The organism is Acidiphilium sp. 20-67-58 (genome assembly GCF_002255515.1).
Taxonomy (GTDB): domain Bacteria; phylum Pseudomonadota; class Alphaproteobacteria; order Acetobacterales; family Acetobacteraceae; genus Acidiphilium.
Genome location: NZ_NCAS01000013.1, coordinates 26,465 through 40,900, shown reverse-complemented (window position 1 = coordinate 40,900; position 14,436 = coordinate 26,465). Strand labels below are relative to the sequence as shown.

The 14,436-nt window shown below is 66.7% G+C and carries 13 protein-coding genes and 2 tRNA genes; 8 read left to right on the top strand and 7 right to left on the bottom strand.

Annotation, left to right across the window (positions count from 1 at the left end; translation table 11 throughout):
• Positions 1-30 precede the first annotated feature (30 nt).
• Positions 31-2,667, bottom strand: a complete 2,637-nt coding sequence (gene alaS / locus B7Z76_RS07160; RefSeq protein ID WP_291343012.1) for an alanine--tRNA ligase — start codon at positions 2,665-2,667, stop codon at positions 31-33.
• Positions 2,668-2,821: 154 nt separating this feature from the next.
• Here alaS and aat point away from each other — a divergent pair, with 154 nt between their 5' ends.
• On the top strand, positions 2,822-3,505 hold the full coding sequence (aat, locus tag B7Z76_RS07155; protein ID WP_174502181.1) for a leucyl/phenylalanyl-tRNA--protein transferase: 684 nt from the start codon (positions 2,822-2,824) through the stop codon (positions 3,503-3,505).
• A 17-nt stretch (positions 3,506-3,522) separates the two neighbouring features.
• On the opposite strand, the gene B7Z76_RS07150 is transcribed toward aat, so the two are convergent.
• The 5 genes from B7Z76_RS07150 to B7Z76_RS07130 form a co-directional block, all read right to left on the bottom strand.
• Complete coding sequence (locus B7Z76_RS07150) at positions 3,523-4,422, bottom strand: GDP-mannose 4,6-dehydratase (RefSeq protein WP_174502182.1); 900 nt, start codon at positions 4,420-4,422, stop codon at positions 3,523-3,525.
• Positions 4,423-4,432: 10 nt separating this feature from the next.
• A complete protein-coding gene (gene gmd / locus B7Z76_RS07145; protein WP_291343009.1) occupies positions 4,433-5,413 on the bottom strand; it encodes a GDP-mannose 4,6-dehydratase in 981 nt (326 codons plus the stop codon).
• A gap of 96 nt (positions 5,414-5,509) precedes the next feature.
• Positions 5,510-6,541: a recombinase RecA gene (recA, locus tag B7Z76_RS07140; protein WP_291343007.1), complete on the bottom strand. Its 1,032-nt coding sequence runs from the start codon at positions 6,539-6,541 to the stop codon at positions 5,510-5,512.
• A 169-nt stretch (positions 6,542-6,710) separates the two neighbouring features.
• Positions 6,711-7,736, bottom strand: coding sequence for an aldose epimerase family protein (locus B7Z76_RS07135; RefSeq protein WP_291343005.1), 1,026 nt, complete (start codon positions 7,734-7,736; stop codon positions 6,711-6,713).
• Positions 7,737-7,750: 14 nt separating this feature from the next.
• Positions 7,751-9,409 carry an acyl-CoA dehydrogenase family protein gene (locus tag B7Z76_RS07130; RefSeq protein WP_291343003.1) on the bottom strand — a complete coding sequence of 553 codons (1,659 nt, stop codon included), beginning with the start codon at positions 9,407-9,409 and terminating at the stop codon, positions 7,751-7,753.
• Between the two features lie 105 nt (positions 9,410-9,514).
• On the opposite strand from B7Z76_RS07130, the gene B7Z76_RS07125 reads away from it, so the two are divergent.
• The 5 genes from B7Z76_RS07125 (at position 9,515) to B7Z76_RS07105 (ending at position 11,544) form a co-directional block, all read left to right on the top strand.
• A tRNA-Gly gene (locus tag B7Z76_RS07125) sits at positions 9,515-9,588 on the top strand.
• 97 nt (positions 9,589-9,685) lie between these two features.
• Positions 9,686-9,762 (top strand) — tRNA-Trp (locus tag B7Z76_RS07120).
• 87 nt (positions 9,763-9,849) lie between these two features.
• On the top strand, positions 9,850-10,020 hold the full coding sequence (secE, locus tag B7Z76_RS07115) for a preprotein translocase subunit SecE (RefSeq protein WP_324482311.1): 171 nt from the start codon (positions 9,850-9,852) through the stop codon (positions 10,018-10,020).
• 9 nt (positions 10,021-10,029) lie between these two features.
• Entirely contained in the window at positions 10,030-10,560 is a 531-nt protein-coding gene (gene nusG / locus B7Z76_RS07110; RefSeq protein WP_174502188.1) for a transcription termination/antitermination protein NusG, read from the top strand.
• 81 nt (positions 10,561-10,641) lie between these two features.
• A complete protein-coding gene (locus B7Z76_RS07105; protein WP_291343000.1) occupies positions 10,642-11,544 on the top strand; it encodes an alpha/beta fold hydrolase in 903 nt (300 codons plus the stop codon).
• Positions 11,545-11,553: 9 nt separating this feature from the next.
• On the opposite strand, the gene B7Z76_RS07100 is transcribed toward B7Z76_RS07105, so the two are convergent.
• Complete coding sequence (locus tag B7Z76_RS07100; RefSeq protein ID WP_174502190.1) at positions 11,554-11,976, bottom strand: MaoC family dehydratase; 423 nt, start codon at positions 11,974-11,976, stop codon at positions 11,554-11,556.
• 146 nt (positions 11,977-12,122) lie between these two features.
• On the opposite strand from B7Z76_RS07100, the gene galU reads away from it, so the two are divergent.
• Together galU and pgmG are read left to right on the top strand one after the other, a co-directional pair.
• The gene (gene galU / locus B7Z76_RS07095; RefSeq protein ID WP_174502191.1) at positions 12,123-13,001 is read left to right on the top strand and encodes a UTP--glucose-1-phosphate uridylyltransferase GalU; all 879 of its coding nucleotides are present in this window, start codon (positions 12,123-12,125) and stop codon (positions 12,999-13,001) included.
• Entirely contained in the window at positions 12,994-14,412 is a 1,419-nt protein-coding gene (pgmG, locus tag B7Z76_RS07090; protein WP_174502192.1) for a phosphoglucomutase/phosphomannomutase PgmG, read from the top strand. The genes galU and pgmG overlap by 8 nt, the downstream gene beginning before the upstream one ends.
• The last annotated feature ends 24 nt before the right edge of the window (positions 14,413-14,436 follow it).

Here is a 14,436-nt window from a genome sequence, read left to right as displayed (position 1 = left end):
TCAGATGACTCCATCCGATCGGATGATGCTCTAGCCACCGAGGGATGCGCGGATCGCGGCGAGCGCCTCGTCGGCCTTGGCGCCATCCGGGCCACCGGCCTGGGCCATGTCCGGCCTTCCGCCGCCGCCCTTGCCGCCGACCGCTTCCGAAGCGGCGCGGACCAGGGTGACGGCGTTGAACCGGTCGGTCAGGTCGGCCGAGACGGCGACAACGATGCTCGCCTTGCCCTCGGCGGTGGACACCAGGGCGGCGATGCCCGAGCCCATCGATTTCAGGATGGAATCCGCCAGCGATTTCAGGTCGCGCGGCGAGACCTCGCCGAGATTGCGGGCGGCGAGCTTGATACCCGCGACCTCCTCGATCTCGGACGCGGCGCCGCCGGTGGCGAGCTTGCGCTGCAGATCGGCGACCTGCCGCTCGAAGCGTTTTTTCTCCTCCAGCAGGGCAGCGATACGGGCAGGGAGTTCGGCGGGGGCGACCTTGAGCGTGGCGGCTGCCTCTTCCAGCAGGTCGGCGGCGGCCTCGGTGGCGGCGAGGGCGGCTTCGCCCGTGACAGCCTCGATGCGGCGGATGCCGGCAGCGACCCCTGATTCGGCGAGGATGCGGAAGGCGCCGATATCGCCGGTGCGGCCGACATGGGTGCCGCCGCACAGCTCGATCGAATAGGCGGACTTCCCGCCATCGCCGGCGCCCATCGAGACGACGCGCACCTCATCGCCGTATTTCTCGCCGAACAGAGCCATCGCGCCGCGCTTGACCGCTTCATCGGGCGTCATCAGCCGGGTTTCCACCGCGGCGTTCTCGCGGATGCGCGCGTTGACCTCGCGCTCGACAGCGCGCAGTTCCTCGCCCGTCACCGGGCGGGGCTGGGAGATGTCGAAGCGCAGACGGTCCGGCGCGTTCAGGCTGCCTTTCTGCGTCACGTGCGGACCAAGGGCGCGGCGCAGCGCCTCGTGCAGCAGGTGAGTCGCCGAATGGTGGGCGCGAATGGCGCCGCGGCGGGCGTGATCGACCTCGGCATGAAGGGAGTCGCCGGGGGCAATCTCGCCTTCCTCGATCGTGCCGTAATGGACGAAGAGATCGCCGGCCTTTTTCTGCGTGTCGGTGACGCGGATGATAACGCCGGGGGCGGTGAGCGTGCCGGTATCGCCGACCTGCCCGCCGCTTTCGGCGTAGAACGGCGTCTGGTTGAAGATGAGGGCGACCTCCTGCCCGGCCTCGGCGCGGCCGGCGGGGGCGCCCTTCACCACCACGGCGAGGAGGCTGGCATCGCTCTCCTCGGTCGAATAGCCGAGGAACTCGGTGCCGCCGAGACGATCGCGCAGGTCGAGCCAGACGGTTTCGGTCGCGGCATCGCCGGAGCCGGCCCAGGCGGCGCGGGCGCGCGCCTTTTGCTCGGCCATCGACGCGGTGAAGCCTACATGATCGAGGCCGCGATGCTGTTCGCGCAGCGCGTCTTCCGTCAGGTCGAGCGGGAAGCCGTAGGTGTCGTAGAGCTTGAAGGCGACAGCGCCGGGGAGTTTCTCGCCCGAGCCGAGTTTCTGCACTTCGTCTTCGAGGAGCGAAAGACCGCGTTCGAGCATCACCGCGAATTTCTGCTCCTCGAGCTTCAGCGTCTCGACGATCAGGGCCTCGGCGCGGGGGAGTTCCGAAAAGGCCACGCCCATCTGGCGGGTGAGTGCGGGAACCAGGCGGTAGATGAAGGGCTCGCGCATGCCGAGCCGGTGGGCGTGGCGCATGGCGCGGCGCATGATCCGGCGCAGCACATAGCCGCGGCCCTCGTTCGAGGGCAGCACGCCATCGGCGATCAGGAAGGAGGTGGCGCGAAGATGATCCGCGATCACGCGGTGGCTGACCTTGTGCGCGCCGTCGGGATCAGTTTGCGAAACCTCGGCAGACGCAAGGATAAGGGCGCGCAGCGTGTCGGTGTCGTAATTGTCGTGCTTGCCCTGGAGGATGGCCGCGAAGCGCTCGAGGCCCATGCCGGTGTCGATCGAGGGGCGAGGCAGGCGGTTGCGCACGCCGGCCGGTTCCTCGAGGAATTGCATGAATACGAGGTTCCAGATCTCGATGAAGCGGTCGCCATCCTCGTCCGGGCTGCCCGGCGGGCCGCCGGGAATCGCGGGGCCGTGATCGTAGAAGATTTCCGAGCAGGGACCGCAGGGGCCGGTATCGCCCATGCGCCAGAAATTGTCGTCCGTCGCGATCCTGATGATTTTCTCGTCCGGCAATCCGGCGATCCGTTTCCAGAGCGAGGCGGCCTCATCGTCCTCGTGGTAGACGGTGACGAGCAGCTTGTCTTTCGGGATGCCGAAATCCTTCGTGAGCAGGGTCCAGGCATTCTCGATCGCGACGTCCTTGAAATAATCGCCGAACGAGAAGTTGCCGAGCATCTCGAAGAAGGTGTGGTGCCGGGCGGTGTAGCCGACATTGTCGAGATCGTTGTGCTTGCCGCCGGCGCGGACGCATTTCTGCGAGGATGCGGCGCGGACATAGGGCCTGTGCTCATGGCCGGTGAAGACGTTCTTGAACGGCACCATGCCAGCATTGACGAACATCAGCGTCGGGTCGTTGCGGGGCACCAGGGGGGCCGAGGGCACCACCTCGTGGCCGTTGCGGGCGAAGAAGTCGAGAAAGGTTGCGCGGATGTCGTTGCTGGAGGTCATGGAGCGGCCGGTCATTCCTGAGACATGGTTCTCCCCCTGCCATACCGCAGGGTTGCGGTAATGTCATCCGCGCGCAGGTCGATGGGGAAGGCGAACCCGCGGGAATGGATGATGCTTCAGTTGTCGGGCCAGGCGTTTCGGGACATCATCGGCCATGGCACCGCATGACGCCGAGCTGACCGCCGACCTGTTGCTGCGCGCCTACCGGCTCGGCCTCTTTCCGATGGCGGAGCGGCGGGATTCGGCGACGCTGCATTTTCTCGATCCCGAGCGACGGGGGGTGCTGCCGCTCTCCGGCTTCCATCTGCCGCGGCGGCTGGCGCGCACGCTGCGGGCAACGCCCTGCGAGATCGTCGCCGACCGCGATTTCCCGGCACTGATCGCCGCTTGCGCGGCGCCTGCCCCGGGACGGATGGAAACCTGGATCAATGCCGGGATCGAGCGGCTGTTCATCGAACTTCACGAGCGCGGCCATGCCCACAGCATCGAGGTATGGCGGGAGGGCGTTCTGGTCGGCGGGCTTTACGGTCTCGCGATCGGCGGTGCATTTTTCGGTGAGAGCATGGTTTCGCGGGAGCGCGATGCGTCGAAACTGGCGCTGGTGCATCTGGTCGCACGGCTCAGGCTGGGTGGGTTCACGCTGCTGGATACGCAGTTCCTGACCGTGCATCTGGCCCGGTTCGGCGCGATGGAGGTAAGCCGGGCTTCCTATCACGCGAGGCTCGCCGCGGCCGTGGCGCAACCGGCGCGCTGGCTGGCAGACCCGCCGGCACCGCGGCTCGCCGCCGAGATCGCCTGTCTTGCGGCCGCCGGGGCGAACAAGGCTGACGAAGGTTAAAGAAACTTAAAATCAGTCTATTGCAGGACGGCGTTGACGATGTCTTGCAGGCTGTGCGTGGGCTGCCAGCCGAGCAGGGCGGCAGCCCTGGCGGCGTTGCCGGTGGCGCGGGGAATGTCGCTTGGGCGGAGGCGGGCGGGGTCGAGTTCGATGGCAACCGGTATGCCGAGCGTTGCGATCATCGCCTCGACCATGTCGCGCAGGCGGCGCGGTGTCCCGGAGGCGAGGTTGAGGATCGTCGCGTCGGGCAGCTCGTCGAACCGGTCCAGGGCAAGCGCATAGGCGCGAGTGACATCGGCGATATGCAGGAAATCGCGCTCGGCGTCGAGATTGCCGACGCGGAGCACGGCAGGCGCCTCGCCGGCGGCGATGCGGCGAAGCTGTGCGGCAAAGGAGCCGAGAGCAAAGGCCTCGCTCTGGCCGGGACCGACATGGTTGAACGGGCGCAGGCGCAGCACAAGCAGGCCGGATTCGGCCGCCATTGCGCCAAGGGCGAGATCGGCTGCGGCCTTGCTGGCGGCATAGGTGTTGAGCGGCGCGAGCGGGGCGGATTCGTCGAGCGGCACACCGGTGCGGAAGGTCGCACCGTAGCAGTCGGCGCTGCCGGCGTAGATCAGGCGGCAGCGCGGCGCGTGTGTGAGCAGGGCACGGGCGAGGTTGAGCGTGCCGTCGAGATTGACGGCAAAGGCGCGCCGCGGATCCTGCCGGGCGGCCGGCACCGCGGCCACGCCGGCAAGATGGATGCACGCCTCCGGCGCTGCGGCGCTGATTTCGGCATCCAGCGCGCCGGGATCGGTGATGTCGGCACGCAGCGCCTGCAGTTTGGCGGCAGGGAAACTGGCCGCAAGCGTGGCGCACAGGTGCCGGCCGACGAAGCCGCCGGCCCCGGTGACCATGATGCGGGTTGGCGCTGCCATCGAGGCAGGACTAGCGCGTGGTTTCGCGCAGGCGGGCGAGGTCGGCCTCGACCATCTCGACGATCATCTGCTCGAGCGAGGTTTCCGGCTGCCAGCCAAGTGCCCGCTGCGCCTTGGCGGGGTTGCCGAGCAGCACGTCGACCTCGGCTGGGCGGTAGAAGGCGGGATCGATGACGAGATGGCGCTCGATGTCCAGCCCGGCATGCTCGAATGCGATCCGGCACATATCCCGCACGGTGGTGGTGCGGCCGGTGGCGACGACGTAATCGTCCGGGATGTCCTGCTGGAGCATCAGCCACATCGCCTTCACATAGTCGCGGGCGTGGCCCCAGTCGCGCTTGGCGTCGACATTGCCGAGGCGCAGCTCGGTGGCAAGGCCCAGCTTGATGCGGGCAACGCCGTCAGTCACCTTGCGGGTCACGAACTCGACGCCGCGCAGCGGACTCTCATGGTTGAAGAGAATGCCGGAGGAGGCGTGCATGCCGAAACTCTCGCGGTAATTCACCGTGATCCAGTGACCGTAGAGCTTGGCGACGGCATAGGGGGAGCGAGGATAGAAGGGGGTGGTCTCGCTCTGCATGTCCTCCTGGATCAAACCGTACATTTCGGAGGACGATGCCTGATAGAAGCGGGCATCCGGCTTTTCGGCGCGCAACGCCTCGAGCATGTTGGTGACGCCGATGGCGGTGATGTTCGCGGTCAGGATCGGCTGGCGCCAGGACGAGGCGACGAAGGACTGGGCGGCGAGATTGTACACCTCGTCGGGCTGGACCTCCTTGACGATACGGACCAGGCTGGAGAGGTCAGAGAGGTCGCCATCGAGAAGCGTGACGCGATCGGCGATGCCCAGCCAGCGCAGCCGATGATCCTCGACGCCACGATGCGAGGAGCGGCGGATCACGCCGAACACCTCGTAACCCTTGCCGAGCAGGAGTTGCGAGAGGTAGGCGCCATCCTGGCCGGTAATGCCCGTTATGAGCGCACGCTTCATGAAACTGACCCTGAGTTTGGTTAATGAACGGCGTTGTTAAATAGCGGGCGAGCCGAAATCAAGGCTGGGCTCCGGCAACTGCCCGCCGCGCCGCTGTTACTCGGCGGCTTCGGGCTCGGTTTCGTCGGTGATCATCGACGCCTCGACGAGATTGGCCTGGGCGCGGATGCGCTGCTCGATGGAGCTGGCGACCTCGGGATTGTCGCGCAGGAACTGCTTCGCATTCTCGCGACCCTGGCCGATGCGCTGGCTGTCGCAGGAGAACCATGCGCCGGATTTCTCGACGATGCCGGCCTTTACCCCGAGATCGAGAAGTTCGCCCACCTTGGAAATACCTTCGCCATACATGATGTCGAACTCGACCTGGCGGAAGGGCGGGGCCAGCTTGTTCTTGACCACCTTCACGCGGGTCTGGTTGCCGGTGACTTCCTCGCGGTCCTTGATCGCGCCGATGCGGCGGATATCCATGCGGATCGAGGCGTAGAATTTCAGCGCGTTGCCGCCGGTGGTGGTTTCGGGGTTGCCGAACATCACACCGATCTTGAGGCGGATCTGGTTGAGGAAGATCACCAGTGTCTTCGAGCGCGAGATCGAGCCGGTGAGCTTGCGCAGCGCCTGGCTCATCAGGCGGGCGTGCAATCCGACATGGCTGTCACCCATCTCGCCCTCGAGCTCGGCGCGGGGAACCAGGGCGGCAACCGAATCGACGACAAGAACATCGATCGCGCCGGAACGGACCAGCGTGTCGGCGATCTCGAGCGCCTGCTCGCCGGTGTCGGGCTGGGAGATCAGCAGATTATCGACATCGACGCCGAGCTTGCGCGCATAGATCGGGTCGAGCGCGTGTTCGGCATCGACGAAAGCGCAGGTGCCGCCGCGCTTCTGCGCCTCGGCCACGGCGTGCAGGGCGAGGGTGGTCTTGCCCGAGGATTCCGGCCCGTAGATCTCGATCACGCGGCCGCGCGGCAGGCCGCCGATGCCGAGGGCGAGGTCGAGCCCGAGCGAGCCGGTGGAAATGACATCGATCGTCTCGGACTCGCTGCGCGACCCCATGCGCATGATCGAGCCCTTGCCGAAGGCGCGCTCGATCTGGGCCAGGGCGGCATCGAGTGCCTTGTTCTTATCCATCGGTAACTCCTGAAGCGTGAAGGGCGGCTGCGTGGGCAATGGTCGAATCATGCAACCTGAACGCGAATTCATCTTACGGCGTGCGGATACATCCGTCGAGGGTGAGTTTTGCATGAAGAGAACATAACGGCAACGCGTTTGATAAGAATTTATTAACCAATTGTTCCTGTCATGTTCTCGTCTGGTCGGTCGTGAAGCGCCACACCGTGCTGGAGCGAAACGCTTCGCCGGGGTCGAGCCTGGTAGAGGGAAAGGCCGGGCGGTTGGGCGAATCGGGAAAATGCTGGGTTTCGAGGGCGATTCCGTCACCGGGGCCATAGGGCGGCAGGTTAAGCTTGCCGGCGGCATAGACCTGCACGGCGGGCTCGGTAGTCTCGACCGTGAGGACGCGGCCGGAGGCTGGATCGCTCAGGAGGGCGGCGAGGCCGATCACGCCTTCGGGCTTGTCGAGCACAAGGCAATGGTCGAGTCCGGCGCGGGCGGGGCCGAGTCGCTGCTGTCGGGTGAGGTCGAGCCAGGTGCCGGCAACGGGGGCGATGGCGCCGGTCGGGATGTTTGCGGAATCGGCGGGAAGGTAGCGCGCGGCAGCAACGGCGATGTCGTGGTCGAGCGCGGTGCCGCCGCCGGCGAGGTTGAAATAGGCGTGGTTGGTCAGGTTGATCACCGTCGCACGGCCGGCGACGCGGGCGGCATAGTCGAGGCGGAGCGTGTTGTCCGGCATCAGCGTGTAGGTGACGTAGACGGTGAGATCGCCAGGAAAGCCGTTCTCGCCGTCCGGGCTATGCAGGCGAAGGGTGAGGGCGCTGCCGGTGGCCGCGACGATGTCCCACACACGGTGGCTGAAATTGGGCGCGGGGCCGTCGGCCGGGCCGCCATGCAGGGTGTTGGCGCCCTCGTTGGCCGGCAAAATATGACGGACTCCGTCGAGCGTGAAGCCCGCGCCGGCGATGCGGTTGGCGTAGCGGCCGACGATCGCGCCAAAATAGGGACTCTTCGTCTCGTAGTCGGCGAGGGTCGGGCAGGTCAGCACGACATTGGCGAGGCGGCCGCGCCGGTCGGGAGCAAGGAGTTCCTCGACGATGCCGCCATAGTCGAGCAGGCTGACCGACATGCCGGCCGCATTCGCGAGGGTGATCCGCCGCACCTTCGCGCCGGCGCGTGTGGTGCCGTAGGGGGCGATGACGGGGTCGGGCATGGCCGGTCGGTCCTTCAGGCGTCTTGGCAGGCGTTTGGGCTGGTGTCCGGGGGGATGACGGCGGCGCGGGCGAGGATGCCAGCGTCGCCGCCGGTGGCGCCAGCGGCGCCGAAGGCCAGTGCGGGGTGAACGATTCGTGCGGCGATGAAGCGCTCGGCGACGGCGCCGGGAGCATGGCGGAGCAGCAGCGCGGCCGAGAGGGCGAGGGCGAGATGCTCGACGAGGCGGCGGGCGACGGGCTCGGCAGCTTCGGGACATTCGAGCCTCGCCTCCACGCCGGCGATCAGCGCGTCGAGCGCGGTGTCGGCGCCGCGGGCGGGGGCGAGTTCGGCGGCAAGGGCGGCGACGGCCTCGGGCGTGCGGGTCAGCGCGCGCAGCACGTCGAGGCAGATGACGTTGCCGGCCCCCTCCCAGACGCCGTTCAGCGGCGCCTCGCGGTAGAGCCGGGCGATCGGGTGCTCCTCGACGAAGCCGTTGCCGCCATGGCACTCCAGCGCCTCGGCGAGCAGGGCGGGGGCGCGCTTGCAGGTCCAGTATTTCGCGATCGGGACGATGATCCGGGCGAGGGCGGCTTCGGCGGGGTCGCGGGCGGCGGCATCGGTTGCAGCGGCTGCGCGCAGGGCAAGCCAGAGCGCCGCCTCGGCTTCCAGGGCCATGTCGGCAAGGACGGCGCGCATCAGGGGCTGGTCGATCAGGGCGCGCTGGAAGGCGCGGCGATGGACTGCGTGGTGGAGCGCGAGCGAGGTGGCCTGGCGCATCAGCGCTGCGGCGCCGAGCGCGCATTCGAGGCGGGTGAGATGCGCCATCTCGATGATGGTGGCGATGCCGCGGCCCTCGGCGCCGACCATGACCGCCTCAAGCCCGTCGAACTCGACCTCCGAGGAGGCGTTGGAGCGGTTTCCGAGCTTGTCCTTCAGGCGCTGGATCCGCACCGCGTTGCGGCTCCCATCGTCGCGCCAGCCTTGGGCGAGGAAGCAGGAGATCGTCTCGCCGGTACGGGCGAGGGTGAGGAAGAGATCGCTGGTGGGCACCGAGAAGAACCATTTGTGGCCGGTCAGTTGCCACGAATCGCCCGCGCGGGTCGCGGTGGTGCGGGTCTGGCGCAGATCCGAGCCGCCTTGTTTCTCGGTCATCGCCATGGCGACGCCGAGTGCCGGTTTCTCGGCCGGCGGCAGCGGGCGCGGGTCGTAGCCGGGCGCAAGGATGCGGTCGCGGAAGCGGGCGAGCAGGTCTGGCGCGTGGGCAAGGGCGGCGGTCGCGGCGAAGGTCATCGCCGCCGGGCAGCAGACGCCGGGCTCGCCCTGGCCCCAGAGATAGGCCACCGCGGCGCGGGCGACATGAGCGCCGGGGCGGGGCTCGGTCCAGGCCAGGCTGTGGAAGCGGTCGGCGCGGATCATGCGCATCAGGCCGTGCCAGGCGGGATGATAGGCGATTTCGTCGATACGGTGGCCGAAGCGGTCGAAGACGGCGAGTTCGGGCGGGTTGCGATTCGCCTCCCGCGCCAGGGCGCGCAGTTCGGCGGAACCGACCCGCGTGCCGACCGCGGCGAGATGGGGAACCGCCCAGGAGGCACCGTAGGCGGCGACCGCTTCGGCAAGGGCGGCATCGGCGGTGAAGGCGTCGTGATCGGGCGGTTCGCCGGCCTGGTTGAAGACCTCGTGGGTTACAGCCATCGTCTCAGCATAGACAGGCTGGCCCGGTTTGTCTCGCCCGGCATGTCATGTTCGCGCCCGGCTCTATTGATGACGACGCGCGCTGCGCTTATACCCGCCAATGTTGCGGGTGTAGCTCAATGGTAGAGTTCCAGCCTTCCAAGCTGGCTGTGCGGGTTCGATTCCCGTCACCCGCTCCAGCCTGAACGACCTTGCGCCTTGTCTGCACTTGACAGCGGGGCCGGGTCGTTGTGCAAGGCGGACGGATGCGCGCGGTTTGCGGGCAGTCTGCGCCGCAGGGGTGTAGCTCAATTGGCTAGAGCGCCGGTCTCCAAAACCGGAGGCTGGGGGTTCGAGACCCTCCACCCCTGCCAGCCGGAATCCCGAGGGCCGGCGCTACAGGCGATTATCGGCAGTTTTCATGGAGCAACCTGACATTGGCGTTCAACCCGGCGAAATTCTTGCGTGATGTGCGCAGCGAGGCCTCCAAGACCACCTGGCCGTCGCGCAAGGAAACACTGGTGACCACCGGCGTGGTGCTGGCCATGGTCGTGGTGACCATCGTGTTCTTCCTCGCGGTCGATCAGGTGATCGGCGGGGCGATGCGGTTGCTGTTCGGTGTCGGGGGCTGAGGTAGGGTCATGGCAAAGCGCTGGTACGTTCTGCACGTCTATTCCGGGTTCGAGAAGAAGATCGCGACCCAGATCATGGAAACCGCTGCCCAGAAGGGTCTGGCGGACGAAATCGAGCAGGTGATGGTGCCGACCGAGGAGGTGGTGGAGATCCGCCGCGCCCAGAAGGTCAACGCCGAACGCAAGTTCTTCCCCGGCTACGTGCTGGTGAAGATGGAAATGACCGACGATGCCTGGCATCTCGTGCGCGACATTCCGAAGGTGACCGGATTTCTCGGCAGCAAGCTGCGGCCGACGCCGATTTCCGAGGCGGAAGCGCAGCGCATGATCCAGCAGGTGCAGGAAGGCACCGAGCATCGCCGTCCGGCGGTCGTCTTCGAGATCGGCGAGCAGGTACGCGTCGCTGACGGGCCGTTCACCAGCTTTAACGGCGTGATCGAGGACATTGACGAGGACAAGGGTCGGGTTAAGGTGTCCGTCTCGATTTTCGGGCGCTCGACGCCGGTCGAACTCGAATACGGGCAGGTCGAAAAGCTCTGACACGGCGCCCCCGCCGCACGGCGGATTCTCCGGTGCGGAGGCTGGCCCGGAGGGCCGGAACGGCCGCGAAAGGGGGGCGATATGGACAACACGATCGAAACCGTCAGGATTGCCGCCAACGGTCTCGAATTCGACGTTGACACGGCGGGGAGCGGCCGAAAGCTCGCACTCTGCCTGCACGGATTTCCGGAGAGCCGCTTCTCGTGGCGCTTCCAGCTGCCTTTGCTCGCCCGGCTAGGCTACACTGCCTGGGCACCGGACTTGCGGGGCTATGGGCATTCGTCCCGCCCGCAGGGGGTGGAGAATTACCGCGCCTCGCTGCTGCTGCGCGACGTGGCCGGGCTGATCGACGCAGCACGGGCGCGCGGCATCGATGACGGGGTATTGCTGATCGGGCATGACTGGGGCGGGGCGCTCGGCTGGCTGTTCGTGCTGAACCGGGTCCGGCCGGTGGAGCGGTTCATCGTGATGAACCTGCCGCATCCCGATCTCTTCGCCCGCGGCTTGCGCCGGTGGCGGCAGTTGCGCCGCTCCTGGTACATTTTCTGGCTCAAGCTCCCCTGGCTGCCCGAGCGCGTGCTGGCTGCGGACCGGGCCGCCTGGATCGCCCGGGTATTTCGCGGGTTGGCGGTGGACAAGAGCCGGTTCCCCGACGAAGTGCTGGAGGTCTATCGCGCCAATGCGCTGATTCCCGGCGCGCTGACCGCGATGATCAACTGGTACCGGGCGAATCTGCGCAACCCGTGGCGCCGGCTCGCGCCGGCGAAGCGGCTTGCGGTGCCGACGCTGATGATCTGGGGCGAGGTCGACCCTGCGCTTGGCTTCGAACTGACCGAGGGCACCGCGGCACTGGTCGACGATTTCACCTTTCGCAGCCTGCCGGACGTGTCGCACTGGGTGCAGCAGGAGGCGCCGGAATCGGTGAACGCGATGATCGAGGCCTGGCTGGAAGGGCGCGAGGTGCCGTTTCACCCTAGCCCCTGAGGTCGCTGTTCAGGAGTCCAGCAGCACGCCCTTGCTGGTGCCCTCGACCGCAACGGTTCCGGTCTCGACCAGGGTGAGTGTCCCGGCACAGACCGCGATGGTGCCAAGGCCTTCCTTATATTCAATGCCGGTTACCTCCCAGCGGATGCGGGTGCGTGCGTCCATCGGCACGGCACGGCGGAAGCGGAAGGTGAACTCCATGCCCACGGTAGGGCCGAGGCCGGAAAAATGCGCCGCGGTCAGGCCCATCATCCGCGCCGTGGTCTCGGTACCGCTGGCGATCAGCCCGCCATAACGGGAGGCTTTGGCCAGCGCCTCGTCATGGTGCATCGGGTTGGTGTCGCCCACCAGCAGGGCGAAAGCGCGGGAGGCGCTTTCCTCGAAAACGTGTTCGGTCTCGAAACTGTCACCGATTTTGATGATTTCAGCCATATTTTAATCTTTCTTGGATGTTCTTGTTCATTCAGCTGCAACGTGGCATTTGGCGCGCAAGCGGAATAACTGCCACACGGGCACCAGGCCGTCCATTCCAGGGGCAGGGCTTCACGCGCTGATATCGTTTTGAGGGAGACAGTGCTTTGCCGATCAAGCCTTTGAAAAAAGCAGTCCTTCCCGTTGCCGGGCTGGGTACGCGATTCCTTCCGGCGACGAAGGCGATCCCCAAGGAGATGCTGCCGGTCGTCGACAAGCCGTTGATCCAGTACGCGATCGACGAGGCGCGGGCCGCAGGCATCGAGCAGTTCTGCATGGTAACCGGGCGTGGCAAGACGGCGCTGATCGACCATTTCGACATCGCCTTCGAGCTTGAGGCGACGTTGAACGAACGCGGCAAGGGCGATGCGCTCGACATGCTGCGCAGCGAGGCGATGGAGCCGGGGTCGATCGTGACGGTGCGCCAGCAGGTGCCGCTCGGGCTTGGCCACGCGATCTGGTGCGCGCGCGCGTTCATCGGCGACGATCCGTTCGCGATCCTGCTGCCCGACGACCTGGTGCTGAGCCGGACGCCCTGCCTTGGCCAACTCGCCGACGCCTATCGGGCGACCGGGGGAAATGTGGTCGCGGTCGAGGAGGTGCCGATGGAGCATGTCCATCGCTATGGCGTGCTGAAGACCGGAACGGTGGAAGGCAACCTCGTCGAGGTCAGGGGGCTCGTTGAAAAGCCGAAGCGCGAGGAAGCGCCGTCCAACCTCTCGATCATCGGGCGCTACGTGCTGCTGCCGGAGGTGATCGCCCATCTCTCGCGGATGGAGCGCGGCGCCGGCAACGAGGTGCAGCTGACGGACGCGATGGCGAAGATGATCGGGGCCGCACCTTTCCACGGGCTCAAGTTCGAGGGACGCCGGTTCGACTGCGGCGACAAGGCAGGCTATCTGGAAGCACAGATTGCCTTCGGTCTGCAGCGCGCCGATCTCGGGCCGTCGATCCGGCATTTTCTAAAGGCTTATTCAGATGCATGACAAAACCGGTTTCTCTCATCAATTCCCCGCGACGATGCTGCGCGAATACGACATTCGCGGCATTGTCGGTGAAACCCTGCACGAGACCGACGCCTTCGCGATCGGGCGGACCTTCGGCTCGATGGTGGCGCGCAAGGGCGGCAGCCGGGTGACCGTGGGCCGCGACGGGCGGCTTTCTTCGCCGGCGATGTCGCGGGCGCTGATCGCCGGACTGGTGGCGAGCGGCATGCAGGTGACCGATATCGGCTGCGGGCCGACGCCGATGCTCTATTTCGCGGCAACGACCGGCGAGGCCGATGGCGCGGTGATGGTGACGGGCAGCCACAACCCCTCGAACTACAATGGCTTCAAGATGATGCTCGGGCGCAAGCCGTTCTTCGGCGCGCAGATCCAGGAGCTTGGCCGTCTGGCGGCGGCCGGCGATGTCGAGCCGGAGAGCGCGGGGACGGTCGAGGAAAAGGACGTCAGCGATGCCTATCTGGCTCGTCTGCTGGAGGACTGGGAAGGCGGCGACCGGATGCTCAACGTGGTTTGGGATACCGGCAACGGGGCGGCGGGCGACATCGTCGCGCGGCTGGTGCAGGCGCTGCCGGGTCGGCACATGGTGCTGAACGCCGAGATCGACGGACGGTTCCCGGCGCATCACCCGGACCCGACGGTGCCCAAGAATCTCGAACAACTGGTGGCCGCGGTGAAGAAGCAGGGGGCGGATATCGGCATCGCCTTCGACGGCGACGCCGACCGGATCGGCATCGTCGACGATACCGGCGAGATCCTGTTCGGCGACCAGTTCCTTGTGCTGCTGGCGCGCGACGTGCTGGCGGCGCATCCGGGGGCAACGATCATCGCCGATGTGAAGGCGAGCCAGGTGCTGTTCGACCAGGTTGCCGCCGCCGGCGGCACGCCGCTGATGTGGAAGACCGGGCATTCGCTGATCAAGTCGAAAATGGCGGAAACCGGCGCGCCGCTTGCGGGCGAGATGTCTGGTCACATTTTCTTCGCCGACAAGTGGTACGGGTTCGATGATGCGCTGTATGCCGCGATCCGCGTGTTGAACGCGGTGAACAAGAGCGGCGAGAGCGTTTCCACCTTCCGCAAGAGCCTGCCGCAAGTGATCAACACGCCGGAGCTGCGCTTCGACTGCGCGGAGGACCGCAAATTCGAGGTTGTCGCCGAGGTGGCCGAGCGGCTGCGGGCGGATGGCGCCAACGTATCGGAGACCGACGGTGTGCGGGTGACGACCGAGGACGGGTGGTGGCTGCTGCGGGCCTCGAACACCCAGGCGGTGCTGGTGGCGCGTGCGGAAGCCGGATCGAACGAGGGGTTGGCGCGGCTGAAGCAGATCCTCGCTTCGCAACTTGCGGCCTCGGGTCTCGCGCCGGATTTCTCCGGGGCGAATGCCGGGCATTAGAGCATCAGCCGATCCATCAGGATC

Excerpts from the sequence above, each read along its gene's own strand:
- alaS (WP_291343012.1), bottom strand. The coding sequence starts at position 2,667 with ATGACCTCCAGCAACGACATCCGCGCAACCTTTCTCGACTTCTTCGCC.
- aat (WP_174502181.1), top strand. The coding sequence starts at position 2,822 with ATGGCACCGCATGACGCCGAGCTGACCGCCGACCTGTTGCTGCGCGCC.
- B7Z76_RS07150 (WP_174502182.1), bottom strand. The coding sequence starts at position 4,422 with ATGGCAGCGCCAACCCGCATCATGGTCACCGGGGCCGGCGGCTTCGTC.
- gmd (WP_291343009.1), bottom strand. The coding sequence starts at position 5,413 with ATGAAGCGTGCGCTCATAACGGGCATTACCGGCCAGGATGGCGCCTAC.
- recA (WP_291343007.1), bottom strand. The coding sequence starts at position 6,541 with ATGGATAAGAACAAGGCACTCGATGCCGCCCTGGCCCAGATCGAGCGC.
- B7Z76_RS07135 (WP_291343005.1), bottom strand. The coding sequence starts at position 7,736 with ATGCCCGACCCCGTCATCGCCCCCTACGGCACCACACGCGCCGGCGCG.
- B7Z76_RS07130 (WP_291343003.1), bottom strand. The coding sequence starts at position 9,409 with ATGGCTGTAACCCACGAGGTCTTCAACCAGGCCGGCGAACCGCCCGAT.
- nusG (WP_174502188.1), top strand. The coding sequence starts at position 10,030 with ATGGCAAAGCGCTGGTACGTTCTGCACGTCTATTCCGGGTTCGAGAAG.
- B7Z76_RS07105 (WP_291343000.1), top strand. The coding sequence starts at position 10,642 with ATGGACAACACGATCGAAACCGTCAGGATTGCCGCCAACGGTCTCGAA.
- B7Z76_RS07100 (WP_174502190.1), bottom strand. The coding sequence starts at position 11,976 with ATGGCTGAAATCATCAAAATCGGTGACAGTTTCGAGACCGAACACGTT.
- pgmG (WP_174502192.1), top strand. The coding sequence starts at position 12,994 with ATGCATGACAAAACCGGTTTCTCTCATCAATTCCCCGCGACGATGCTG.